Annotated in this window: 24 protein-coding genes and 5 pseudogenes; 21 read left to right on the plus strand and 8 right to left on the minus strand. The window is 35.0% G+C overall.

Features of this window, described 5'->3' with window-relative positions; all coding sequences use genetic code 11:
* The first annotated feature begins 29 nt into the window (after positions 1-29).
* Positions 30-221 (plus strand): hypothetical protein, encoded by a 192-nt coding sequence (locus KPL75_RS23320; protein WP_219917963.1) that lies wholly within the window; start codon positions 30-32, stop codon positions 219-221.
* Positions 222-440: 219 nt separating this feature from the next.
* Here the strand turns inward: KPL75_RS23320 and KPL75_RS23325 are convergent, their stop codons facing one another.
* Positions 441-1,199 carry an NAD-dependent epimerase/dehydratase family protein gene (locus KPL75_RS23325; protein ID WP_219917964.1) on the minus strand — a complete coding sequence of 253 codons (759 nt, stop codon included), beginning with the start codon at positions 1,197-1,199 and terminating at the stop codon, positions 441-443.
* A gap of 142 nt (positions 1,200-1,341) precedes the next feature.
* Here KPL75_RS23325 and KPL75_RS23330 point away from each other — a divergent pair, with 142 nt between their 5' ends.
* From KPL75_RS23330 to KPL75_RS23360, 8 genes and pseudogenes are all read left to right on the plus strand, one after another.
* Positions 1,342-2,229, plus strand: a complete 888-nt coding sequence (locus tag KPL75_RS23330) for a LysR substrate-binding domain-containing protein (RefSeq protein ID WP_219917965.1) — start codon at positions 1,342-1,344, stop codon at positions 2,227-2,229.
* A 137-nt stretch (positions 2,230-2,366) separates the two neighbouring features.
* Positions 2,367-2,624, plus strand: a pseudogene (locus KPL75_RS27535) (GNAT family N-acetyltransferase); the annotation flags it as partial.
* Positions 2,625-2,630: 6 nt separating this feature from the next.
* A complete protein-coding gene (locus tag KPL75_RS27875) occupies positions 2,631-2,846 on the plus strand; it encodes a hypothetical protein (RefSeq protein ID WP_375141036.1) in 216 nt (71 codons plus the stop codon).
* Positions 2,847-3,010: 164 nt separating this feature from the next.
* Positions 3,011-3,685, plus strand: a complete 675-nt coding sequence (locus KPL75_RS23340; protein WP_219917967.1) for a response regulator transcription factor — start codon at positions 3,011-3,013, stop codon at positions 3,683-3,685.
* Positions 3,682-5,049, plus strand: a complete 1,368-nt coding sequence (locus tag KPL75_RS23345; protein ID WP_219917968.1) for a sensor histidine kinase — start codon at positions 3,682-3,684, stop codon at positions 5,047-5,049. The genes KPL75_RS23340 and KPL75_RS23345 overlap by 4 nt, the downstream gene beginning before the upstream one ends.
* Positions 5,050-5,230: 181 nt before the next feature.
* Positions 5,231-6,211: an alpha/beta hydrolase gene (locus KPL75_RS23350; RefSeq protein ID WP_219917969.1), complete on the plus strand. Its 981-nt coding sequence runs from the start codon at positions 5,231-5,233 to the stop codon at positions 6,209-6,211.
* Between the two features lie 737 nt (positions 6,212-6,948).
* Positions 6,949-7,197, plus strand: a pseudogene (locus KPL75_RS23355) (transposase); the annotation flags it as partial.
* Positions 7,198-7,211: 14 nt separating this feature from the next.
* Positions 7,212-7,541 (plus strand): transposase, encoded by a 330-nt coding sequence (locus KPL75_RS23360; RefSeq protein ID WP_258236987.1) that lies wholly within the window; start codon positions 7,212-7,214, stop codon positions 7,539-7,541.
* 295 nt (positions 7,542-7,836) lie between these two features.
* Here the strand turns inward: KPL75_RS23360 and KPL75_RS23365 are convergent, their stop codons facing one another.
* Positions 7,837-7,938 carry a YjcZ family sporulation protein gene (locus tag KPL75_RS23365; protein WP_000505688.1) on the minus strand — a complete coding sequence of 34 codons (102 nt, stop codon included), beginning with the start codon at positions 7,936-7,938 and terminating at the stop codon, positions 7,837-7,839.
* A gap of 1,762 nt (positions 7,939-9,700) precedes the next feature.
* On the opposite strand from KPL75_RS23365, the pseudogene KPL75_RS27540 reads away from it, so the two are divergent.
* Positions 9,701-9,816: pseudogene (locus tag KPL75_RS27540) on the plus strand (Holliday junction resolvase RecU); the annotation flags it as partial.
* Between the two features lie 152 nt (positions 9,817-9,968).
* Positions 9,969-10,916, plus strand: a complete 948-nt coding sequence (locus KPL75_RS23370; RefSeq protein ID WP_219917971.1) for a DNA-binding transcriptional repressor DeoR — start codon at positions 9,969-9,971, stop codon at positions 10,914-10,916.
* Positions 10,917-10,965: 49 nt separating this feature from the next.
* Here the strand turns inward: KPL75_RS23370 and KPL75_RS23375 are convergent.
* Positions 10,966-11,329: pseudogene (locus KPL75_RS23375) on the minus strand (hypothetical protein).
* Positions 11,330-11,485: 156 nt separating this feature from the next.
* Between KPL75_RS23375 and deoC the strand changes: the two are divergent.
* The 6 genes from deoC to KPL75_RS23405 all read left to right on the plus strand — a co-directional run bounded on the left by deoC (position 11,486) and on the right by KPL75_RS23405 (position 16,272).
* Positions 11,486-12,157: a deoxyribose-phosphate aldolase gene (gene deoC / locus KPL75_RS23380; RefSeq protein WP_193646115.1), complete on the plus strand. Its 672-nt coding sequence runs from the start codon at positions 11,486-11,488 to the stop codon at positions 12,155-12,157.
* A gap of 105 nt (positions 12,158-12,262) precedes the next feature.
* Positions 12,263-13,444, plus strand: a complete 1,182-nt coding sequence (locus KPL75_RS23385) for a NupC/NupG family nucleoside CNT transporter (protein WP_002035026.1) — start codon at positions 12,263-12,265, stop codon at positions 13,442-13,444.
* A 36-nt stretch (positions 13,445-13,480) separates the two neighbouring features.
* Entirely contained in the window at positions 13,481-14,782 is a 1,302-nt protein-coding gene (locus KPL75_RS23390) for a pyrimidine-nucleoside phosphorylase (RefSeq protein WP_002086256.1), read from the plus strand.
* 33 nt (positions 14,783-14,815) lie between these two features.
* Positions 14,816-15,211 carry a cytidine deaminase gene (locus KPL75_RS23395; RefSeq protein ID WP_000358532.1) on the plus strand — a complete coding sequence of 132 codons (396 nt, stop codon included), beginning with the start codon at positions 14,816-14,818 and terminating at the stop codon, positions 15,209-15,211.
* Between the two features lie 167 nt (positions 15,212-15,378).
* Positions 15,379-15,774 (plus strand): DUF2871 domain-containing protein, encoded by a 396-nt coding sequence (locus KPL75_RS23400; protein WP_219917972.1) that lies wholly within the window; start codon positions 15,379-15,381, stop codon positions 15,772-15,774.
* Positions 15,775-15,789: 15 nt separating this feature from the next.
* Complete coding sequence (locus KPL75_RS23405; protein ID WP_219917973.1) at positions 15,790-16,272, plus strand: CcdC family protein; 483 nt, start codon at positions 15,790-15,792, stop codon at positions 16,270-16,272.
* Between the two features lie 50 nt (positions 16,273-16,322).
* Here the strand turns inward: KPL75_RS23405 and KPL75_RS23410 are convergent, their stop codons facing one another.
* A complete protein-coding gene (locus tag KPL75_RS23410; protein ID WP_219917974.1) occupies positions 16,323-16,553 on the minus strand; it encodes a DUF896 domain-containing protein in 231 nt (76 codons plus the stop codon).
* A 245-nt stretch (positions 16,554-16,798) separates the two neighbouring features.
* On the opposite strand from KPL75_RS23410, the gene KPL75_RS23415 reads away from it, so the two are divergent.
* Entirely contained in the window at positions 16,799-17,713 is a 915-nt protein-coding gene (locus KPL75_RS23415; protein WP_219917975.1) for a hypothetical protein, read from the plus strand.
* Positions 17,714-17,784: 71 nt separating this feature from the next.
* On the opposite strand, the gene KPL75_RS23420 is transcribed toward KPL75_RS23415, so the two are convergent.
* Entirely contained in the window at positions 17,785-18,492 is a 708-nt protein-coding gene (locus KPL75_RS23420; protein WP_219917976.1) for an alpha/beta fold hydrolase, read from the minus strand.
* A 142-nt stretch (positions 18,493-18,634) separates the two neighbouring features.
* On the opposite strand from KPL75_RS23420, the gene KPL75_RS23425 reads away from it, so the two are divergent.
* On the plus strand, positions 18,635-19,510 hold the full coding sequence (locus KPL75_RS23425; RefSeq protein WP_219917977.1) for a LysR family transcriptional regulator: 876 nt from the start codon (positions 18,635-18,637) through the stop codon (positions 19,508-19,510).
* Positions 19,511-19,560: 50 nt separating this feature from the next.
* Here the strand turns inward: KPL75_RS23425 and KPL75_RS23430 are convergent.
* Together KPL75_RS23430 and KPL75_RS23435 are read right to left on the minus strand one after the other, a co-directional pair.
* Positions 19,561-20,441: pseudogene (locus KPL75_RS23430) on the minus strand (sulfite exporter TauE/SafE family protein).
* A gap of 15 nt (positions 20,442-20,456) precedes the next feature.
* Positions 20,457-21,443, minus strand: coding sequence for a F510_1955 family glycosylhydrolase (locus KPL75_RS23435; RefSeq protein ID WP_219917978.1), 987 nt, complete (start codon positions 21,441-21,443; stop codon positions 20,457-20,459).
* A gap of 261 nt (positions 21,444-21,704) precedes the next feature.
* Here KPL75_RS23435 and KPL75_RS23440 point away from each other — a divergent pair, with 261 nt between their 5' ends.
* Entirely contained in the window at positions 21,705-22,988 is a 1,284-nt protein-coding gene (locus KPL75_RS23440) for an aminopeptidase P family protein (protein ID WP_219917979.1), read from the plus strand.
* A 102-nt stretch (positions 22,989-23,090) separates the two neighbouring features.
* Here KPL75_RS23440 and KPL75_RS23445 read toward each other — a convergent pair whose 3' ends face one another.
* Entirely contained in the window at positions 23,091-23,726 is a 636-nt protein-coding gene (locus KPL75_RS23445) for a pentapeptide repeat-containing protein (RefSeq protein WP_002148795.1), read from the minus strand.
* A gap of 300 nt (positions 23,727-24,026) precedes the next feature.
* Here KPL75_RS23445 and KPL75_RS23450 point away from each other — a divergent pair, with 300 nt between their 5' ends.
* Entirely contained in the window at positions 24,027-25,667 is a 1,641-nt protein-coding gene (locus KPL75_RS23450; RefSeq protein ID WP_219917980.1) for a multicopper oxidase family protein, read from the plus strand.
* Positions 25,668-25,699 lie beyond the last annotated feature (32 nt).

Below are 25,699 nucleotides of genomic sequence, written 5' to 3' on the forward strand. Positions count from 1 at the left end.
GTTTGTAATTTTACCTATAAGCTTGCCATGTGTTTTATCAATGTAGCCTTGGGGTAATGTTTGGTCAAATTGATACTAATAACCTTGATGCACTTGCTGCACCACTTGTATTTGTGGACACGGACACATTAGAAGTGATAGGGATTATGCCTGGGAATAATAGTTCTGTTCTTCAACTAACGAGTGTTTTAGCAGAACATGGCTTGGTTTTACCCCTTTAGATATGATTGTCTAAAGGGGTATCTATTATGTTGAAAAGGAAAAGAACATCTGTGGAACTAGTGGTGACAATAGAGTTGTCCCACAAATGAGACAGAAGAATAGTGTGCTCTATCTGGGAAAATTGTAATATTTATGATTATAGAAACTGTAGCTATTGAAAATAGAACACATAAAAGCTAAATAACAATAATATAATCTCTTTTCTAGATATGCCTTTATTAAGAATCAAAGAACTTAATGCCACTTAGTACAAAAGCATCAGAACTTGGGCTATAACCAACTAACTTTCTAGTTCCTTCAATATCAATTCGTTTAAACCTGTTGTTAGATACACCATGTAAAATTGAAAATGGAGGTAAGTTCTTTGCCGTCATCGACTTTAAGAGAAGGTCCATAAAATCTTCTGGGCTTAAGTATGCACTCATATCTCTAGCTGTTAGTGGTTTACCATATGGATTATAATCATCATATGCACCTATACGAATAGCAAGACTTTGTAACCCTTCTTCATAAGCAAAATAAGAAGCAACAGCCTCTGCAAAACACTTACTTACCCCGTACATATTTTTGGGTCTCGTGGGTGAATAAGCATGTGGTTGATAATCCAAAGGATAGCCTTCAATTGTTTGAGCACTGGAAGCAACTATCACTTTGGATACATTATTATCACTAGCAGCTCTAAAAATATTATAGGTTCCCTTTATATGATTTTCTAATAAGGAGCCATAAAAATCAGCATTTGGCGAAGGATTACCTGCCAAGTGTATAACTATATCTATACCTTTCGTAAATTCTTGACAAGCAGCTAAATCAGAAACATCTAAATATACGATTTCATGATTTGTATCTTTAAAAGTTTCTAAAGCAGATAAGTTAATATCTGCTAGCCGTAACTGGTAATGCCCTTGCTTATCTAGGAACCTTGTAACATCTTGGCCAATCTTACCTGCAGCACCTGTAACTAAAATTTTTTGCATTTCACTTCATCCTTCCATAAAAAATACATCCCTTGTCAAGGGTCATATAATAGAACATGCACTTATTGTATGTTGGTAATGGTATTAAATAAAACGAAGAAATATAATGGAGACATGAATAAAATTCATGAGGAGGACCATAGTGACTTTAACAAAATATGAAATATTTAACAAAGTGGCAGAACTCAATAGTTTTACAAAAGCTGCAGAAGTGTTAGGTTTCACCCAATCTGCTGTAAGTCATGCAATTAGCAGTTTGGAAAAAGAGTTTTCCTTTCCTTTATTTATTCGTAATCACTCTACTTTAGCATTGACCAAAAATGCAGAGGAGCTTTTAATTACCGTTCGGAAAATTTTATACTATAACAACATGCTGAAGCAGGAAGTAGCCGCTATCAATGGGTTCCAAAAAGGAACAGTAAGAGTGGGGGTTTTTTCGAGTATTTCTAAAAACTGGATTCCTGGTATTCTTAAAAAAATGGAGGAAAAGTTTCCAAATATTGAAATCGAATTACTGGAAGGAAACTATGCTGAGGTTGAGAATTGGTTACAAAACGGGAGATTAGATTGTGGATTTATTAATAATGATACTTACTTTGAATCATTTGGAAAATCCTTTGAAATCGTACAATTGAAGAGGGATCGACTTTTATGTGTTGTATCTAACCAATCCCCATTATGTAAGGAAAACCAAGTATCAATGCAACAAATAGAAAATGTACCTTTTATTATGCCAACATATCAGTGTTATGATGATATTCAAAAAATATTTAGGGAGAATAAAGTTAGCCCCAATATTCGATTCGAAAATATGAATGAATACTCAGTGATCTCCATGGTGGAGAATAATCTAGGAATTAGTATATTGCCAGAAATGATTATACCGACATCAAAAATTTCTTTTGCAGCCATTCCACTTGAAAGTGATAGCTATCGAACTATTGGATTAGCTATAAGAAAACCAACCTCACTCGCGACTAAGAAATTTTCTGAGATTACTAAAAGGTGGGTATCATTTGAATCAATTTAATTTTGCCAAAATCTGAGTTATTTAAACTGATATGGTTCTTCTTGAACGGAGCAGATTAGTCCAATAAGTAATGAGAAAAAGTTATATATTATGTGTCGATGTAGCACTATAATATACAAAAATCAGGAGGTAATTATATGGTAATATATATAAATTATACGACAGAACACCCTAATAACTTTGACTAATTACTAAACCTATATGAATCTTTATGATGGAATTCACTTAAATTAACAAGTAATGATTTGGAACGAATGTGCAATCAAAGTTGATACGCCATTTACGCATTTGATGAAAAATAATTAGTGGGTATGGGACGTGTTATTTCAGATGGTGTAATTACTGGAGTAGTTTGGGGAATGTGTGTTCTACTAAGCTATCTGTCCGAAGGAATCGCCGCCATGTACAAATCGCGCTGGGCAATTGAATCATTTTTTCGCTGGATTTCGCTGGATTTGAACGTTCTCGTATTGTTTGGCACAATATCCAATGCGTTGTTCAATCAGTTATTCACAGCTATAATTGCCTATGCTTTGCTGGAATTTCTTCGTGCACAAGGCCAAAAGACAAAACAAACGCTTGTCATTTGCAGGTTTCACACGCCTGTTTCTTTATGAAGCCTTGTCAATTGAGTAGCAAATTAGTTTGAAAGAAACACTTGAATTCTACAGGTCGATAAATCAAGAAACTGTATTACTTTGGTTAATCAACATATGTGTTAATTTATAGTATAATGATTACTTGAAATGATGCGGTGGAAAACAGGGGAAAGAGGGAACCGATGCCTACTATACTAGTTGCTGACGACGATGCGAACATTCGCGAACTCGTCTGTTTATTTCTACGCAACGACGGATTCGCAACAGTTGAAGCAGCGGACGGCAAGGAAGCACTGGCCGTCTACATCTCAACGAATGTCGATCTTGTCGTACTTGACATTATGATGCCGATTATGGATGGTTGGACGTTAATCAAGGAGCTCCGAAGAGCCAATCCTGATCTACCTTTACTTATGCTGACTGCGAGAGGAGAAACATGGGAGAAAGTGAAAGGTTTCGAACTTGGGACGGACGATTATTTAACCAAACCATTCGATCCGTTAGAGTTGGCGGTTCGTGTTAGGGCACTACTCAAACGATACAAGATTGGCTCCACGCAGACGATCCATTTCGGGAACGTCATCCTTGATCGACAGACCTATAAGGTGATGAAAGGGACGGAGTCCCTTACGTTGCCGCTAAAGGAGTTCGAATTGCTGTATAAGCTCGCTGGAACACCCGGACAAGTCTATACGCGCGTGCAGTTGATCGATCAGATTTGGGGTATCGATTACGCCGGAGATGATCGAACGGTTGACGTACATATTAAACGGCTGCGTGAACGGTTCGCGACAACACCCGATTTTCGGATCGAAACGGTGCGCGGGCTTGGGTATCGGCTTGAGGTTTATGAATGATCAGATCCTTATATATACGTGTTGTCCTGACATTTTTAGTCTCCATCATCGGGGGCACGATCATTTCTTTTTTGGTGTCAACTTGGATATTCGAAGATAAATTGAACGAAAACGCTCAAATCAACTTACGTAACTTTGGCCAAGACATCGTCCGGATTTACAAGACCCTTCCGTTACATGAAGCGGACTTGTTCGTAAGTGAAATGAAGCAGCTCGATTCTTATTATATTCGAATTTACGAAGCAACGGGTCAGTTCAAGTCTTACGGTAAACTTGACGGACACAAACCTGCGCCTGTGACGATGGAGCAACTAAAGAAAGTATTAGATGGAGGTGTTGTTCAGGACACTCCTAATGGTATTGCCACGGTCCTCTTAGGGTTGCCGTTGAAAACGGAAATGGGAACGAAAGCGATATTTTTGGAATCGCTCGCCCCTCCTTCAGCCTCTTTTGTCACGAAGTGGGCATTGGTCTTTGCAACATGTTCGTTGATTGCAGGAAGTTTATTGATTCTAGTTGCCTCTGTATTCCTGGTAAGACCGATCAAAAAGCTGACAAAAGCGACCAAGCGGATAGCATCTGGAGATTTCAACGTCAAGTTGAATATTAAGCAAACGAGTGAGCTGGGTACTTTGGCTCGTAGCTTCGAAGAAATGATGCACGATCTGCAGCAACTTGAGCAGATGCGCAGGGAATTCGTAACGAACGTGTCGCACGAGGTTCAGTCTCCGCTCACTTCGATATCTGGTTATGCTCTAGTGCTTAAGCAAGCTGACCTTTCAGGATACGAACGAAGCCGTTATCTTGATATTATCATCGCTGAAGCGAAAAGGATGTCCAAAATGAGCGATAGCCTGCTAAAGCTGAGTTTGCTTGAATCGCAGTCAAAGCAACTACGGCTCGTCACGCTCAGCCTCGATGAACAAATCCGACGGATAATCGTGGCGCTCCAGCCACAATGGTCTGCTCGCGATATACATTTCGAGCTTGATTTACAGACAGTTAAAGTAACGGCTGATCATGACCTGTTAAATCAGGTATGGACGAATATCCTCAGAAATAGCATCAAATTTTCCGAGGATGCCGGCGTGATTAACGTAAGCATCAAACAAGATATCAAAAACGTGACAATCCTAATATCCGACACTGGTATTGGTATTCACCTTGACGACCAGAAGCGTATATTCGAGCGTTTTTTTAAGGCCGATCGTTCCCACAGTCGTAAGTATGACGGAAGTGGTATGGGACTCGCTATCGTTAAACAGATCGTGTCGCTTCATCAAGGTGACATCCGAGTGAAAAGTGAACCTGGTCAAGGAACGACCTTCATTGTCACCTTGCCAATCACTACACCAACAGATTAGTTAGATTCATTCTCTATGCTACGACTCATATGCAAGTAAGCTTGCATATGAGTCGTAGCATTTTTTTTGGCAGTTCATATTCAGTTCATATTGTCGTCATGGTGAGTACATCTTCATTGGTTAAGTTTTCATTACAGGCACATGAAGGAAGGCAAACAGATCAGGACAGGAGAAGATGACAGTGACACAACAAGAGGAAAAGAAAACGCTGAGTGGAATGAAAATAAAGAAAGTGCGAAACATCTTACTTAAAATCATAGGAGCAATCGTTCTAGCCATTGTACTTTTTTTAGGTATTGTTTATATCGCAAATGTGATGAGTAGTCATTCGGAGCAAAAACGAATAGTGCCCTACGGGCAGCAAGTATCTGTAGACGGGAAAAACATGAATGTGTTAATTCAAGGCGAGGGCGAGGAAACGATCGTGCTCCTGCCTGGTTATGGAACAGCTACTCCAGGGCTTGATTTTAAGCTTCTTATCGATGAATTATCTCCATTTTACAAAGTTGTTGTGGTAGAGCCTTTCGGTTATGGATTAAGTGATGAAACTGTAAAAGAGCGAACCACGGAGAATATGGTAAGTGAAGTTCATGAAGCTCTACAGCAGCTTAATATTAACAGATACATGCTCATGGGCCACTCCATTACAGGCATTTATGGAATTGATTACGTTAATAAATATCCAAACGAGGTGACTGCGTTTGTCGGAATCGATAGCAGTGTTGCAACACAACCGGGTATGGATATCAATTTCCCATTAAAAACGTTTGCATATCTCAAAAAATCAGGTCTCTTAAGATTGACTATGAAAATCAGTGCTGACCCCTATGCTGGACTGGCATTTGATGAAAAAACCGTAGAGCAAATGAAAATGATTTCGAATAAAAACATGTATAATGACACAACCTTGAATGAGATGGACCATATTTCGTCTAATTTTAAAGGGGCTCAAGGTTTAACCTTCCCTAAATATCTTCCACTTCTTCTCTTTGTACAAGCGAATAATGAAGATGTAGCAGGATGGATACCTCTGCATGAAGGGCAGATCAAAGACTCGGTACATGGAAAAGTAGTAACCATGGATGGATCACATTATTTACACCATACCAAATTCAAAGAAATCGCTGAAAACGTTAGACTATTTATGAAAGAAGTAAAGTAAGTGTTCAGAGAAAGGTTCATCCGTTATTTTATGCATTTGTCTACAGTCTGCAAGACCATCATTTCGATGGTCTTTTTTATGTCCAAACAGTTGTATATTTCCAAACCAAGATTATACTTTCGCCTGAAAGACATTGGATTTCATTTTCATATTAACTAATGAGGCAGGTGTGCGGCCGAGCCTAAGTCGTATCATATAACGGGTGGGATTCCTGTCGAGTAAGAACTAGCCATTCGCTCGTAGCGAGTCTTGGAGGGCTAAAGGTAACTTTAATCTTTAAGCGTAGACAGTTAGGTGGCGGGCCGAAAGCCAAATGGTTGAAGGGATTGAGCTCCATAATGTTAGTAAATCGAGAGGGCTGATGCTTTACCTGCAGCAGAAAGCTACATTTTATCCTTCGTTTAAGGCAAGATGGATAAAACCTCTCTGGAGTCAGAGACCTTGGCACGTTACACATTGATATGATACGGCAACTCGGGAGACCCTATCGGTCTTTTCTTGTTAGGAGAGTATGGTGTACAAGCGATAAAAAGTAAGGAAACCAAATGCCGGTGTAGGGAGTCGGATAGCAGCGTAGTACCAATGAAGTTGGGTAATGCCGATGGAGGAAAGGCTAGCTACCAGAATTAGCAAAATCTGATTCTAAGAGATTAGCAAGGTTGGATAGGCTACACTTAGTTGGACAGAAATTTTAAGGTCAAGTAGACTACAGAAAACACATTTGAGGAGAATCTACTATGGCTAAAAAAGAACGTCGAACATTTACCACGGAATTCAAACAACAGATCGTGCAGCTTTATCTGAATGGGAAACCAAGAAAAGATATTATAAGGGAATACGATCTAACACCCTCATCATTGGATAAGTGGGTGAGTCAAAGTCAAACCTCCGGTTCGTTCAAGGAAAAAGATAACTTATCTCCAGAAGAACAAGAGCTAATCAAATTAAGAAAAGAAAATAAGCAGATTCAAATGGAGAACGATATTTAAAAGCAAGCCGCGTGAACTTATTAGTTACCAACACTCCTTCAGAAATATTGCCAGCTACAGAGGTTTACTCTTTTTATTCCTTACGATGGCAAGTAGAAATTGTATTTAAAACATGGAAATCTATATTTAGCATTCATGTAAACAAACGGATGAAACTAGAACGGTTTCAATGTCACTTATATGGTCAACTCTTGCGATTATGTCTAGTCGCAAGCACGACTTATCAAATGCGGAGACTTTTATGGGAGAAACATAGAAAAGAAATGAGTGAGCTAAAATGCGCTTATATGGTACAAATCTATCTAAATAAAATACACACCACACTTTTTTGTACTTTCTAACATCCTGGTTCAGTGCTTAGCAGGCTCTTCCAAGATATTAGTAAGAATGGGAAAAAAGCGCGGCGGTACCGAAAAACAACGCCGTTTGAAATCCTAGGCTTAATAGAGATATTAATGGAGCAACTTCCAGTGGCTTCATAAAATATGAACCAAGGGAAGTTCTATTTGAGCATGCCCAAAATACAGGATTTTACTCAAAGATTGTAAAAAAGTGTCTCCGATGCCTTTGGCATCGGAGACACTTTTTTAAAGTTGATGGCTATGCCCCTATAAGAGTGTCTTTTCCAATAGTTTTTTAGCAGAAGCAGCTAGCTCCAACTATGATTAATAAAATAAATAATACAACTAATAAAGCAAAGCCGCCGCCACAACTACTACAACTACCACCAAAGCCCATTTTAATCTCTCCTTTGAGTAGGAGGGGAAAATTAAGGTCACTCATGTATTTTAATGGATTCACTTTACTTTATGTTTTTACTCATTAATTGAGCAGGTCCTAAAAAAAAGACGCCATAAGGCGTCCCCCACAATTGGGTAGATAAGGTTTAGTTTTCCAATCTAAAGAAATTATGTATCACACCTTGAGAGTATATCATAATATCTAATCGATTTAATATGCATTATTACATATCCTTTTCCAAGCTTCTAATTTTTATAAAAAAAGACATCCTAAGGTGCCTTCCTCCGAGTTTAAATGAAGTAGTATTGGTGTTAACTCGACTTCAAATAATTCACTTTCAAGTTCACTAAGTGCAATCATTGATACAGGGTATGGAGATGTATTAGACAAAACTTGTGATGAAATAGGTTCTCCTGATGATGAAAAAAATGTAACAAACAATTGTGAAAGTGGAGGGACCATAATGATAATACGGTCAGTTTTTTGTAACGTATTAACCAACTCCAAAATTATATAGTTTTATAAGAATTCCAAACTATATTCGATAAATATACAGATATTTTTAATAAAACCGCTATTTGGTAAGTACATGTTAAAAAAGAGCGCCTTGCAAAGGCACTCTTTACAAAGTGTTTTGTCTACTTTTATGATTTTTGAAAAGCGATGAAAGCTGTTATCCCACTTATGAAACTAGGCGGTAGGCTCCAAAAAAAGAAATCCCATCGAGCAGTTACAAGAGTGACAGTTAAGAAAAATAGGGGGACTAAAATAATAATCATTAAAGATATTCTTTGATATAGATTCATATAAAAACGCCCCTTTATAGATATGTAGTAGTGTATTTATATTTACAATTCAGTAGCTTTGAAAGTTCATTATTTATAACGGAAATTTCATTTTGTATTAGTTTAAAACCCAAAAAGAGCACTTTATTAAGTGCTCTCGTGACGAGATCTATTTTGTAAAGACTCCTTCATTTTATAAAGAAAGGAACACAGAATATTATATGTAGTCCAGGTGCTTGTGTGCATTATTATAAACAAAGAGCAGCTAGCAAAAGCTAACTGCACCCTACAAGGAGATACAGAGAAAACTACTTTAAATGAGCTTTGGCATACAGCCTATTAACAGTATTGACGGAATATTGAGTTTCATTCAAGGAGGATTATATTTTACAAATTAGATTATGATAGTCGATATTCTCCATATTGACCAGAAAAGAACCAAAAATTCTATTGAAATTCCAAGTGTTCTTTTCCTAGTTTTTTGAAATTCTTTTATTAAATAGCCAACAGCACTAATTGCTATAAGAATGAAAAGAATAAGTTCTAGTGTAACTGGCATTTGATCTACTCCTAATTCTTTGATTTATTATATAACGATTATAAGATATTTTTGTGGTTATTGGTGAAAAATTAAACAAAACCATCTCTTTACGAAAAAAGGTCCTGTTGTCTCCAACAGAACCTCTCCTAAAATGGCAAAGAGTAACTCTTACCTTACTCTTCTGCTATATAATACATAAAACACGTATAGATGTGTAGAACAAAATATCCAATATAATTATTTGAATAAAGTGTTTAAAAATATTTTATCAGAGCTTAATATAAGGAATTAAATTACAAATATTGATTTATCAATGGATATTAATGATGCGCTAGTAAACGATAGTTAATAAATAAATATTACAATAATAAAATATTGAATATTGCATATTCAATTGAAATAGAAAATTACAAGTGGAAAGTGAGGAATAACAATAGGACTAGGAAATCGTGTTATGGCATTTGAAATGCTTATTAATATAGCAAATGGAAAATGTATCAAAGAAGGGGAGTGGCGCTTATAAACAAGCGTCCAACTCCTATAAAGGTGTAAAAAATAAGCTACACAATAAAGTTTCATTGTAAATACTAAGTGGAGTAGAAGTTTAGGCTGATAAATAAGGGAGTCGAAATTTCTTGCATAAAGCTGTATAATGCTTGTAACGAAAGGGAAATACAGGAAAGGATTTGTAATGAGTTACTATGGATAAGGATAAACAACAATTAAGCGTTGAAGTTGCAAGATTATATTATCAATCAGATTATAGTCAGCAAGAAATTGCTAACAAATTAAATATCTCAAGACCGACGATCTCTAGATTATTAAAGTACGCAAAAGAAAAAGGATTTGTTCAAATTAGTATAGCCGATCCATTTGCTGATTTAGATAACGTTGGGAATTTATTGAAAGAAAAATACAACTTATTAGAGGCACATGTTGTATTTTCTCCAGTACCAGAATATGCAACGATTACAGAGTATATTAGTAAATATGCAGCTGAGTACATGGAAAAGACGGTTAAAAACGGTGATATCGTTGGTGTAAGCTGGGGAATGACCATGTATGAAATCGCTAGAAAAATCGTACCGCAACATGTGAAAGGTGTAGAAGTTGTCCAGTTAAAAGGTGGTATTAGTCATTCGAGTGTAAATACATATGCGAATGAGACCATCGCTTTATTTGCAGAGGCTTTTCAAACGACACCAAGAAATCTACCACTTCCAGTTATATTTGATAATGCGGTGACAAAAGAATTAGTAGAGCAAGATAGACATATTCATCACATTATTGAAATGGGGAAACAAGCAAATATTGCAATTTTCACTGTTGGAACAGTGCGTGATGAAGCGTTATTATTCCGATTAGGATATTTAGATAAGGATGAAACGAACATTTTGAAAAAACAAGCTGTTGGTGACATTTGTTCACGTTTCTTTGATGGAGACGGAAATATTAGTAGCGAAGAAATTAATAAGCGTACAATTGGAATAGAGTTAGAGGAACTTAAATTAAAGAAACGTTCTATCTTAGTTGCAGGTGGTAATAGAAAAATACAAGCGATTGATGGTGCGTTACGTGGTGGGTATGCAAATGTATTAATTATAGATCAGCATACAGCAAAAGAATTGTTACATTATCAAAAAGGCTAGAAATAAAAGGCTCTCTCAAAAATAAAAATTTTGAGAGAGCCTTTTATTTTTAGTATGAATAAATCAATGTGTAGTACCTTGTAAAGTATTTGTAAGGAACGCTCTTTGATTGATCTCCTTTTTCAAAAATTAGTGAGTTAGCCATCATATCTCTATCTACAAAAGTCCATCCATCGTGCTTCATCATATTGATAAAAGGTTCCATTTTTCCGCGCTTTACTAAGTAGGGGGATTGATTATCTATCGGTTCTACTTCCACCATTTCTTTATTTTGAATAACCATCTTAGACATAGCTAAAGCAAATGGAATGGGGTTTCCTTCTTGGAAAATAACATCCCTTTTTATAAAAAATAAATATGGATAGTGAGGTGCATACTAGCGATGTGAATATAAAGAATTTTGACTTAAACAAGTGGTTCACATCCTTTATTTACAAGCTTATACTACTTTCAATGTATTACAAGAAATTCCCTTCTAAAAAATAATGAACAAAATTTCAAAAGTGTATTTACATTTGTTCAACTAAGAGTTAGAATGAAGTTGTTAAAAGATATGAGGAGTGATGATAATGAATATTGCAAAGTTAATTGACCATACAATTTTAAAACCAAATTCTACAAAAGAAGATGTTATGAAAGTAATCGAAGAAGCAAAGGAATACAAATTTGCTTCAGTTTGTATTAATCCTACATGGGTAAAGCTAGCTGCTGAAGAATTAGCTGGACATGATGTAGACGTTTGTACTGTAATCGGTTTCCCATTAGGAGCAAGCACTACTGAAACAAAAGCATTCGAAACAAAAGATGCTATCGCAAAAGGTGCAACTGAAGTTGATATGGTAATCAACGTAGGTGCTTTAAAAGATGGCGACAATGAGTTCGTTGAAAAAGATATTTATGAAGTAGTACAAGCAGCAAAAGGAAAAGCTCTTGTAAAAGTAATCATTGAAACTTGCCTTCTAACAGACGAAGAAAAAGTTCGTGCTTGTGAATTATCAGTAAAAGCTGGCGCTGATTTCGTAAAAACTTCAACTGGATTCTCAACTGGCGGAGCAACTGCAGAAGATATCGCATTAATGCGTAAAACAGTTGGACCAAACGTTGGCGTGAAAGCATCTGGCGGTGTTCGTACACGTGAAGATGCAGACAAAATGGTAGAGGCTGGAGCTTCTCGCGTTGGAGCAAGTGCTAGTGTTGCAATCGTATTAAATGATGCAAAAGGTGCTACAGATAACTACTAATCAATAAAGAGTGAAGAGCAATAGATACACGTTTAAAGTAAAGTGTATCTATTGCTTTAACAATTGAAAATAATGTAAGCGGATACGAATGGGAGGAGACGGCTTATGAAATACTTAATCGGTGTTTTAGGCCTCGTATTGATTTTAGGTATCGCTTGGCTTGCTAGTAATGATAGAAAGAAAGTCAAATATCGCCCAATCATAACGATGGTTATATTACAATTCATTTTGGGGTTTTTATTATTAAATACAAGCGTAGGGAATATATTAATTAGCGGAATAGCAGATGGTTTTGGAGAATTATTAAAATATGCCGCTGATGGTGTGAATTTCGTATTTGGTGGATTAGTAAATCAAAAAGAGTTTTCGTTCTTTTTAAGTGTATTAATGCCAATCGTATTTATATCAGCTTTAATAGGTATTTTGCAACATATTAAAGTATTGCCTATTATTGTGAAATCTATCGGTCTAGTATTAAGTAAAGTAAATGGAATGGGGAAATTAGAATCATATAACGCTGTTGCTTCTGCGATTTTAGGGCAATCTGAGGTGTTTATTTCAGTTAAGAAACAACTAGGATTATTGCCAGAAAAGAGAATGTATACATTATGTGCATCTGCAATGTCTACCGTTTCTATGTCTATCGTTGGATCGTACATGGTGTTATTAAAACCACAATATGTTGTAACCGCTTTAGTACTTAACTTATTTGGTGGTTTTATTATCGCTTCTATTATTAATCCGTATGAGGTTACTGAAGAAGAAGATATGTTAGAAGTACAAGAAGAAGAGAAAAAGACCTTTTTTGAAGTATTAGGGGAATATATTATAGATGGATTTAAAGTTGCAATTACAGTAGCAGCTATGTTAATCGGTTTCGTTGCCCTTATCGCTTTTATTAATGCAGTATTTAAAGGTGTAATTGGTATCTCATTCCAAGAAATTCTTGGCTATGTATTTGCACCATTTGCATTTATCATGGGTGTTCCTTGGCATGAAGCAGTTAATGCCGGTAATATTATGGCGACAAAACTTGTATCAAATGAATTTGTAGCGATGACAGATTTAGCGCAAGGAAACTTTAATTTCTCAGATAGAACGACAGCGATTATATCTGTATTCTTAGTATCATTTGCAAACTTCTCTTCAATTGGAATTATTGCAGGAGCGGTGAAAAGCTTAAATGAAAAACAAGGAAATGTAGTCGCAAGATTCGGCTTGAAATTACTTTTCGGTGCAACGTTAGTAAGTTTCTTATCAGCAACAATCGTTGGCTTATTATTTTAAAAGATTCATATAATATGAAAAGGAATGGTGATTGTAATGAGAATGGTAGATATTATTGCGAAAAAACGTGATGGAAAAGAATTAACGACTGAAGAAATCAAATTCTTTATTAATGGATATACAGATGGAAGTATTCCTGATTATCAAGCGAGTGCACTTGCAATGGCAATTTTCTTTAAAGATATGACAGATCGTGAACGTGCAGATTTAACAATGGCAATGGTTGAGTCTGGAGAAACAATCGACTTATCAGCAATTGAAGGCATTAAAGTAGATAAGCATTCAACTGGCGGTGTTGGTGATACAACAACATTAGTATTAGGACCATTAGTTGCTGCTTTAGATGTACCAGTAGCAAAAATGTCTGGTCGTGGTTTAGGACATACAGGCGGAACAATTGATAAATTAGAAGCGGTAGAGGGATTCCACGTTGAAATTACGAAAGAACAGTTCATTGATATTGTAAACCGTGATAAAGTGGCTGTTATCGGACAAACAGGAAACTTAACACCTGCAGATAAAAAGATTTATGCATTACGTGATGTAACAGGAACAGTAAACTCAATTCCTTTAATCGCAAGTTCAATTATGAGTAAAAAAATTGCAGCTGGTGCTGATGCAATCGTACTTGATGTAAAAACAGGTGCTGGAGCATTTATGAAAACAGAAGAAGATGCAAAAGAATTAGCACATGCAATGGTACGTATCGGAAATAATGTTGGACGTCAAACGATGGCTGTTATTTCAGATATGTCACAACCTCTTGGCTTTGCGATTGGTAACGCTCTAGAAGTGAAGGAAGCAATTGATACTTTAAAAGGCGAAGGTCCAGAAGATTTAACAGAATTAGTACTTGTATTAGGTAGCCAAATGGTTGTACTTGCGAAAAAAGCAAATACATTAGAAGAAGCTCGTGAAATGCTAATTGAAGTTATGAAAAACGGAAAAGCAACTGAGAAATTTAAAGAGTTCTTAAGCAATCAAGGCGGAGACAGCTCGATTGTAGACAATCCAGAAAAAATGCCACAAGCGAAGTATGTAATTGATGTACCAGCTAAAACTTCAGGTGTTATTTCTAACATTGTTGCGGATGAAATTGGTATCGCTGCCATGCTACTAGGTGCAGGCCGTGCTACGAAGGAAGATGAAATTGATTTAGCTGTAGGTTTAATGTTACGTAAAAAGGTTGGCGATGCAGTAAAAGAAGGCGAGCCGTTCGTAACGATTTATGCAAATCGTGAAAATGTAGAAGATGTAAAAGCAAAAATTTATGAAAACATTTCTATCGCTGAAACAGCAGTGGCTCCTAAATTAGTTCATACAGTTATTACTGACTAATCAATATTACATTTACTTTGAGGAGGAAATAATATGGATAAGAAAAAATATATTGAAGAAGCAAATAAGATGTTATCGAAAGCGTATATTCCGTATTCTAAATTTCCTGTTGGTGCAGCATTAGTTACGAAAGAAGGTAAAATCTATACTGGTTGTAATATAGAAAACGCTTCTTACGGTTTATGTAACTGTGCAGAAAGAACAGCAATATTTAAAGCAGTATCAGAAGGTGAGCGCGACTTTAGTTACTTAGTCATTACAGGAGAGACTGACGGACCTATTTCACCATGTGGTGCTTGTAGACAAGTTATTGCTGAATTTTGTGATCCGAAAATGCCTGTATTACTAACGAATGTAAAAGGTGATGAAAAAGAAGTGACTGTGGAACAGTTACTGCCAGGTGCTTTCTCAATTGAAGATTTAAAATAAGTTAAAAAGTCATTCCGCAATTAATAATTGTGGAATGGCTTTTTTTATTTTTTAAAAATAGAATGTAATACTTTGTTCATATTCCGTTCATATACTTTGCGTAAAATGATTGCAGCGAACATGAAAAGTGACGATATAAATTATCGTTATACAGCAGGAGGAATATAATGAAGAAATTATATAATGCAGCATTCATTTACTTAATTATTGGTTTATTATCAGGTGTATTTGCAAGAGAATATACAAAAGCACAAGGAATTAAAGGATCTACTATGTTACAGCTAGTGCATACGCATGTATTAGTATTAGGATTCATATTCTTTTTGGTTGCATTAGCTTTATTTAAAGTGTTTCATGTACAAGAAACAAAAAGCTTTCACGCATGGTTTATTGTTTATAATGCAGGATTAATTTTTACTATCACTACAATGGTATTTAGAGGTCTTCTACAAGTAACCGGAACAGACTTTAACGGTTTAAGCCATATGGCTGGATTAGCTCATGTCATTATTAGTATCGGGCTTGTTTGGTTTATGATTTTGCTAAAAAAATCTTTTAAATAGATAGGAGTGGAGAATATGAGTTTAGCACTTTTATCAAGTATTGTAGCAGTTTGTATGGCTGTTGGAGTAATGTTTCTTCGCTTTAAGTCAGCGAAAAAACCAGTAACGAAAAAGAAAATTATATTACCGCCAATCTTTATGAGTACTGGCGCATCGATGTACTTCTTACCAGAGTTTCGGTTAACATCGTTAGAAATAGTAGAGGCAATTAGCGTAGGACTTATTTTCTCTATATTTCTTATTAAAACAACTAAGTTCGAAATAAGAGGCGAACATATATATATGAAACCGTCAAAAGCGTTCATATTTATTTTAGTTGGTTTATTAGCAGTTCGGGTAGCATTGAAATCATATTTAAGTCAGTCGATTGATTTAACCCAATTAAGTGGAATGTTTTTCTTACTCGCTTTTGCGATGATTGTATCGTGGAGAATTGCGATGTATCGCTCGTTTACTAAATTAGAAAAGACAATAAAAAGAGCTGGAATTTCTATATAGGAATTTCAGCTCTTTTTATGTTTTATATGATTGTTTTTTTAGCTTTGATTTCATTTGCTTAATTTTAAACGTATTTGAGCATCTTGTAATGCAACTGGTGTAACATTAAAACCATTTGAATCGACAATTTTTGTGTTTAATAAAATGGAATCTAAACTTCCACGAAATGTTTTTGTATAGTTTTGACGTAACATTTGTTGTTCTTGTTTTTCATCAACTGTTAATCCAGATGTTCTTTCTTTTTTTGATAATTCGTTAATACGGAATAAAATGTTTTGCATTTGTTTTCACCTCTAGTAAGATTTAGTTACATTAGTTACTTACTAATGTATAGTTATTGTAACTTATCTTTTAATGAGTGTCAACGCCTATGTCCTCCCTTTTTTTGTAAGTGTATTGGGTGATAAAGAATGAAAAAATTACTAATACTTGAAATAGAAAGGATGTTAATATACACTACCTTAGTAGGGTATATAGAATTGTTATTTTACATTGTGAGAGTAGTAAGTAAAAGGAGTATGTAATAATGGATGCAGTAATTTCGAAGAAAGAAATAATCATATCGTATACTATTGCTATTTTCTTTATTTTAGCTATGGTAACAGCAGGTGTTTTATTAAATGATCCAGAAGTTATCTTGCCAGAAATAGCAGCGATGGCAGTCGCTTTATGGGCATATCGTGAGCGGGGGTGGTTAAGACAACCGGAAAAAATCTTTATTGCACCGTCAATAACTGCTGTAATTGGTTTTATAGTGAATCAGATGGATATAGCTTATATAGGAAAAGTTAGCGTAACACTTATAGTAATGATGCTGTTTTTACGTGTTATTCAATCCAATTTAGCACCATCTATTGCGACTGGTTTATTACCATTAGTAACAAATGCGACGGAATGGTCATTTGTTATCTCAGTCTTCGTTTTGACATTTATTTTAATGATTGGTGTTCTTATTTTTAAATTGAATAACGGTATTGAGAGAAAAGTTAAAATCCAATATAAATATATGGTTGTATTTCTATTTTTAAATTTTGTATGGATCAGTTTATGTTGGATCACTGGTTATGAACAATTAGCGGTTATTCCGCCAATATTAGTTGTTGTGTATGAGTCGCTTCAAAAACCGATGTACAATGAAAAAATGGCTTTTAAACAAATAGTAGTATTAACTACATCGGCGACGGTTGGAACTTTATTATATTTTGCAATCGATTCATGGATAGTAGTTACTTTATTAAATATGATTTTAATGCTTATTTTATTAAAAATTGTTGGTGTACGTATTCCAGCAGCATATGCATTCCCATTATTGCCACTCGTATTTCCAGATGAAATGATAAAAATGTTACCAGTAGGTTCATTTGTTGCGGGGGTATTTTTATTTGGTGCAGTATTACTGTATAAAAAGTGGGAGATGAAGCAAAAGGGAATGCAAATGTAGAGAAGAACATACAATCTTTAGTTAGCATAAAAAATAGACACCTGCGGGTGTCTATTTTCATTAAATGAAATTTAGCTTAACGCATTTAAACAACTAGCTAGTTCTGTTGCTTTAGAGAAGAAGGGAGAATGATCAGCTTCTAAAGTAATGATCTTCGAGCAAGGAGTTTCTGTATTCATTCGGCGCTGAAAATCAATCGGAATCGCTCTATCTAGAGTTGTTTCAATATAAATGCGGTCTATAGTCCCGAAGCTTTCTTCAGAAATTTTTAGCTCTTGTTGGAATGGTCCTAGTGGCTGAGGGCGCATTTTTTTGAAAGAAGCTTCTTTAATATCTTCATTTTCGGTAGCATTTAAAAATGTTTGTTCAATCAGATTAGGTATAAGTTCTGCAGTCATGTCATTCTCATTTACAGAGAATTGTGGACCAGCCTCTCCGGCTAGTTTACTACCAAGGCTTTCTCCATTTTGCGGTAAGAATGCACAAAGGTATACTAATTTATCGATTTTATTTGGTATATATTCAGCGGTTTGGGTAATAACGATTCCGCCCATACTATGTCCAACAAGAATAACTTTTTCAGTTTGTTGATTTATAGTAGCTGTTACTGCATCAACATAGGAATCTAACATGATATTTTGTGAAGGAGTTACATCTTTCCCGCTTCCAGGTAAGTCTAGTGTAATAACTGTATGTCCGAAAGCCTCTAGCTGAGGTTTCACTAATTCCCATGCCCATTCACCTTGCCATGCTCCATGCACTAAAACGTAAGTACTCATTTGATCAACACTCCTCTAATGTTTATATGCTTTATTTTTTGTAAAATTGATGATGTATACTTAGTGTATAGGAAGTGGTTTGATAAATATAATGAAGGTTATTTATAGATGATATAAATATCTTTTATATAAGGAGAACAGAATGAACGTTTTTGATTTTAAAGTTTTTAAAAATGTGGCTCGGTTGAACAGCATTAGTTTAGCAGCTAAGGAATTACATATGACGCAACCAGCAATAACCCATATTATAAACAAACTAGAGAAACGATATGCTTTAACTTTATTTGATCGCTCTAGAAAAGGAACGATGTTAACTGAAAATGGAAAAGAATTTTTAGTTTGTGTAGATCGACTTCTAATGGAGTATGAAAATCTTGAAGAAACAGCTTTACAATTGAAAAATAAAAGTTTGTATAAGATTGTATTAGCTACGTATCCTTCCGTTACTGTGTATTGTTTGGCGGAGTGTATCCAATTAGGTAATATTAATCAAAGTCAGTACGTGCTTGCAGTTAGAGAGGGAAGCTATCAAGAAGTTTTAGATTGGCTGTCTGCTGGAAGTGCTGATTTTTCTATTTCTATAAAAGAAAATCTAATACCAGGATTTCACTATGAAGTTATTGGTGAAGATCCTTATGTTATAGTTTCTTCAAAGACTATTCCACCTAACCTTACTAGTAAAGAGTTGAAAAATTATCCTTTTATTATGCCACTTTCTGGTTGTAAAGAAGTACTCGAACCATATTTGATAAAAAATGAAATAACAGTTAATAAAGTGATGGAGTCAGAGTCAATTAGCTCGGCATTAGCACTTACTTTACAAGTTAACGGTATAACAATCGTTCCGTTATCAGGACTTCATAAACAAATCATTCATGACTTTATCGTGCAACCGATAGAAATTAAAATCTCGCGACAACTCATTATGCAGTGGTCGCCTAAAAAAGAGAATGATCCATTGTTTCTGGCGTTTGTTACGAATTTGTTAGCGCAATTACAACAAAAGAAAAATGAATAAAATGATACAAAAGGTAAGCTCATTTCACTGAAGCTTACCTTTTGTATGTATTACCAATATAGAGCGGTATCATAAAGTCCGATTAATATAAGGAGAACACCAGCTACACGCTGAATGCTTTTTCCTATTTTCCGGCTCTTTTTCAGTAATGCCCCATTTAATCCAAGATAGGAGATGATGAATATTAGTACAATGATAGGCAGAGCAGTTCCTATCGAAAAGAATGTCGGAAACAAGTATCCATAATTAGAGGATAAAGATAAAGGGATTAACGTTCCGAAAAATAGAACGAACATAGTAGGACAGAAAGCTAAAGAAAAGAAGAATCCAAGTAAAAATGAGCTGACTTCTTTTTGTTTTCGAATCACTTTGGTAGGGAAGATGGAAGCGAAAATATTCCGCTCTTTAATAAAATCGGCTAATATGAAGCCCATTAATATTAATAAAGGTCCTCTCATTTTGCGTAGCCATGGGAAATACAAAGTTAATATTTGTTGAATCTCTTTTCCTAACGTCCATACTAATAGTCCAAGTAATGTAAAAGTCGTTACTTTTCCTAAAATGAATAACAGTATATGTTTCCATGAATGTCCTTTTTGTAAAGAATGATTGCCATAAAGTGAAACTTTAATCAGTGGGGGATGAACAAAACCCCCACTGATTATTAGTTGAACCAATCGGGCATTTACGGGCAGCCCGACTCCCGCCTAACTTCTTTGTCCTATCCGAATTTTGAGGTGGGAGTTTTACTGCCCGTTAATGCGGGATAAAGTGTAATAGCACTAATGTTTCCTGTTAATTGGCAAGGAGCAAGGGTACCTACTATGCCTAATAAAAACGCAAATAAAAGAGGAATTGATTTCGTAGCATTCGCGACATCCATTAAAGGAGACATGAGTTGATAACTCCACTCGCTAATTGTTGAAAACACGTTATATTCACCTTTCTAATTAAATTGTAATGTGCCATTTTTAGTAATCTGTTTCCACGTTTTACTGTCATCTGTAGAAACGAACACATCTGCTTTCATTGTAGCAAATACCATTTCAGATGAATTTTGAGGGTTTTGTGAAATATACATGATTGTATCTTTTGGATCTAAAGATGGAACTTGTATGTTTGTCTCTTCATTTGTAGCGATAGATTGCTTCGTTATTATTTGCTCATTTTGCTTATTGATAGAGGCGTAAATAACATCTTCATTACTAAACGTAACTGCGGTCGATTCAACTGGTTTAGAAAATTGTTCAAATGTATTCCCGTAATCTGTAGATAAATAAACGCCGTCTTTAGCGCTTACTGCGACTACACTAGGTTGATCGGGATGTGCTGAAAAGGAGTGGATAGTACTCGAAAGGCCCTTTAACTTACTATTTTTCCATTCTTGTCCATTGTTTGTGCTGACATAAAAACCTTGTTGTAATTTAGAATTAGGACGTTCGTTGTATAAATAAATCGCTTCCGCATTATATCCGACAGCAAGGTTATGAAAATCAGATTCTCCATAGAATGCTAGCTTTTCAAGGGTATTGCCGCCATCAGAACTTTTCATTAATCCTAAAGGGTTTTTTAAATTTGCACCTGGCTCCGGATGCCCACTAGCAAAAAATCCATTTTTCGTTGCTTGAAAGCCCATATAATCGTGTAGCTGTGTAGCGGTTTCAAACCATTTTCCATTTTGATAAACTTTTATACCACTATGAGTTGCGATAGAAATCCCTGGCATATTTCCTGCATAGCCAATTCCATGAATGTGCGCGATTTTTCCGGATGTAATTTCTTTATAGAAGTTTTGCGGAATCGTATTTGCTGTTTCTTTATTTTTTGGCTGAGACTGAACCGTTTCTTTTTTTACTTGTTGTGTTTCTATATTGTTAGAGCATCCTGTAATGATGAATAACGAAGTAATGGCTAGTCCTACGTAATGTTTCACGTTTGTAGGCTCCTTTCCTATATGTATGAGATTTTAAGTATATGGAATAAATGTCAAGAAATTGTGGAGTGGTATGCATCATCTCAAGTGGAATAGTAATGAAGATTTTATCCCGCATATATGTGCGGTAAGAAACTCATTAATGAAAGTTTTATTTTCAAAATGAACACTATTAATTGACGAAAAATTATAACAATAATAGAATGAATTGTATTGGATAATTAGTTTGAAAAACATACATAGAACGCAAGGGGGATTATTATGAAGTCAACATTTTTTGCTCAAAATAGAGAACGATTAGCGAAAACATTACATGATGAATCTATTACTATTTTATTTGCTGGACAGGCACCTCATATGTCAGCTGATGCACATTATAAATTTGTGCCGAATCGCAATTTTTACTATTTAACGGGAATCGATGAGCCGAATATTATTTTCGTGTTGAAGAAATTTGGGAATAGTGTGGAAGAAACTCTTTTCATTGAAAAATCAGATCCAGTACTTGAAAAGTGGGTTGGAAAAACAGTTTCTAAAGAAGAGGCAGAACAAATTTCAGGTATAAAAAAAGTTGTATATATAGAAAGCTTTGAAAAGACAATGACAAATACACTTTTCGCAGAAAATGTGAAACATGTGTATTTAGATTTAGAGCGTCGTGAGTGGAAGGGTACTGAGACGAAACCGTTAGCGTTTGCTAAACATGTAAGAGAACAATATCCACACATTACAATCGGTAATGTATACCCGGACATTTGTGAATTACGAGTGTTTAAAACAGAGGAAGAAATTGAAAAAATTAAAGAAGCAATAGTGGTTACTCAAGAGGGTATTTATAATGTGCTGAAACAAGCGAAAGCAGGCATAATGGAATATGAATTAGAAGCCCATTTTGACTTCACATTAAAATCATCAGGTATTAAATATCATGCATTCGATACAATTTTGGCGAGTGGTAAAAATGCGACTGTACTGCATTATGAAGACAATGATGCAAAAGTGGAGCAAGGTGATTTAGTATTGCTAGATTTAGGTGCTCAAAAAGACTATTACAATGCTGATATTAGTTACACATTCCCAGCTAGCGGAACGTTTTCGAGTCGCCAAAAACAAATATATAATATCGTGTTAAAAGCATTGAAAGAAACAACTGAACTTATTAAGCCAGGATTAAAGTTTGCTGCATTAAATGAGCATACAAAAAAAGTATTAGCAGAAGAGTGTAAAGCAATTGGTTTAATTCAAGAAGACGAGGAATTATCTAAATACTATTATCATGGAGTAAGTCACTTCCTAGGTTTAGATACGCATGATGTAGGAACGTATAAAGATAGAGTATTAGAAGCAGGTATGGTCATTACGATAGAGCCTGGCCTTTACATTGAGGAAGAATCAATCGGTATTCGTATTGAAGATGATATTCTTGTAACGAAAGACGGGTATGAAAACTTGTCAAAAGATATTATTAGATCAGTTGAAGAAATCGAAGAGTTTATGAGCGAAAATAATGAACATATAAAGGGAAAACAGGCCGTAGTTAAATAATAAGAAAAAGGTAACCACTAATGTATTTGAACTTCACCTCGAATCGTGGACACTTAAAAAAGTCCATGATTCGGGATAGAGTTCTGTGCTACCTTCGAAATACTAATCTTTAATTATTAATCCTAATAGAGTTGCAAACTGAACAGCTTGATATGTTGATACTTTACATCCTCTTAAATCGTTCACTGAAACTGTAAGTGTATCAAAATTAGAAGAACTAATATCTATCCCCTTCAGTGATGTTTGATCAAAATTAGCTTCGTCAAGGCTACATAATTGGAATTCAACTTTTTTTAGTTTACAGTCAAAGAAATCTGCATTATTTAATGAAGTTTCATTAAATATAATTTTTTCTAGTTTAGAATTTCCAAATGCCGCTAAATTCAAAATTGAATTCTCAAATTTAACATTTCCTAAGCTAGATTCTGTAAAATTAACTCCAATTAATTTACTATTTTTAAATTCAACTCTGTGAACAGAAGAATTGCTTAAATTAACATTTGATAAATCGCAGTTTTCAAAACAAACATCTGTGATATCAATATTGCTAAAGTCTGTATTAGTGAACTTACAATTCTTTATCACTGCATTATATAAGCGCACTTTATCTACAGATTCATTTTCGAAAGTAGAGTCTATAATTTCACACATTTCCAATGTTGGATCTTCTTCATAAAAAATATCTTGAAAATTCCTTGAAGATAACTCTGGTGAAATTTTTGGTCTATCAATTTTCATAGTATATCAATCCTCTTCTTTTTGATATATGAGTGTAATTCAGGTTTAGTGCCTTTCTAGAAAGAACATTAGTTCTTATTATACACAAACCTACGTTTTTTTGTGAAGAGCATTTTAGTTATTTTTTTATTTAAAAGCAGCTATGTTTTTTACGGATTACTATTAACTCACTTCGCACTTTCTACATAATATAACCAATTTTCTTTTACAATCGTAAGAGCAATATCTAATTACATCTCCTTATTTTCTTGAAAATCATCTTTTATAATGATTTTGAAAAAGAAAAAGGAGGAATTTTCAATGAAGAGATTTGTATTAACAGCAGTTACAGTCTCCGTAATATCTTTAATTGCTGGATGTTCTGCGATCACAAATGCAACAAATGATCATAAAAATATGAATGATAAAAAAACAACACAGACTGAAGCGGCTACAAAGCCATTGAAAGTTGTAAAAGGGCCAGAAGTTACTTTAGTAGCGAAAGAAGAAAAACAAAAGCTAAGTAGCGGTGTTATTGTTCCAGTCTGGACATTTAATGGCTCATCTCCAGGTCCAGAAATCAGAGTGAAAAAAGGTAAAAAGGTTAAAGTGACATTAAAAAATGAATTACCTGCGCCAGTATCTATTCATTGGCATGGGTATCCTGTCCCAAATAACATGGATGGAATTCCAGGCGTGACACAAGATGCGGTTGAATCAGGAAAAAGTTTCACCTATGAATTTGAAGCGAACGTACCAGGAACGTATTGGTATCATTCACATCAAGATTCTGTAAATCAACTAGATAGAGGCTTGTATGGTGCTCTTATTGTAGAGGATACAAATGAAAAGTATGATAAAGATTACACATTAATGTTAGATGAATGGGTAACAGATAAAGAAGAAATTAATAAGCAGTTAAAAGAAATGACAAAAGGGCAAAAAGGTAATAAATCTAAGGATAATGAAAATACGAAAAAGAATGATGATAGGAAAGGAATGGATCATTCAGGTATGGACATGGGCAGTGATAAAAAAGACTCTAGTAATATGGCAGGAATGGACCATGGAAATATGAAGATGGAAGGTCATGATATGAGTATGTATGACTTATCCACACTCAATGGTAAAAGCGGGAATTTAGTAGAACCATTAAAAGTGAATAAGGGAGATAAAGTTCGTCTTCGACTCGTTAATGCTGGTTATCTATCACATGATATACACGTTCACGGTCATGATATAAAAGTAATTGCAACAGATGGTCAACCAATTAACGATCCAAAAGTTATAAAGGATAAAGTAATTTCAATCGCACCGGGTGAACGTTATGATATTGAATTTACTGCTAATAATCCTGGGAAATGGTATGTTGAAGACCATTCAGAAAATAAAGGTGCAAAAGGAATGAAAGCTGTTATTAAATATGAAGGTAGTAAAGAGATGAAAGATAAAGCAAACGAAAAAGAAAAACTACCAAAATTAGATATGACAAAATATGGCGCTAAAAAATTAGGTAGCTTCACGTTAAATCAGAAGTATACTGCCACATATAATATGGACTTGGATACGCAAATGAATGGAAATGAAATGGTATATACAATTAACGGAAAAACATTTCCGGATATTGATCCAATTCCAGTGAAAAAGGGTGATTTAGTAAAAGTAAAATTAGTAAATCGTTCTAAAATGGACGATCATCCAATGCATTTACATGGTCACTTCTTCCAGGTGTTGAGTAAAGATGGAAAACCGATAGAAGGTTCTCCAATTGTGAAAGATACATTGAACTTAAAACCAGGAGAAGAATATGAAGTAGCCTTTGTAGCAGACAATCCGGGTGATTGGATGTTCCACTGTCATGATTTACACCATGCTTCAGCGGGGATGGTAACAGAAGTGAAATATACAGATTATAAATCTGATTATGTTCCAAACCCTAACATTCCTAATAAGCCAGAATAATATAAAGCAGTTATCTTAAGGATAACTGCTTT

Origin of the sequence: Bacillus sp. NP247 (assembly GCF_018966865.1) — a bacterium.
Lineage (GTDB): Bacteria > Bacillota > Bacilli > Bacillales > Bacillaceae_G > Bacillus_A.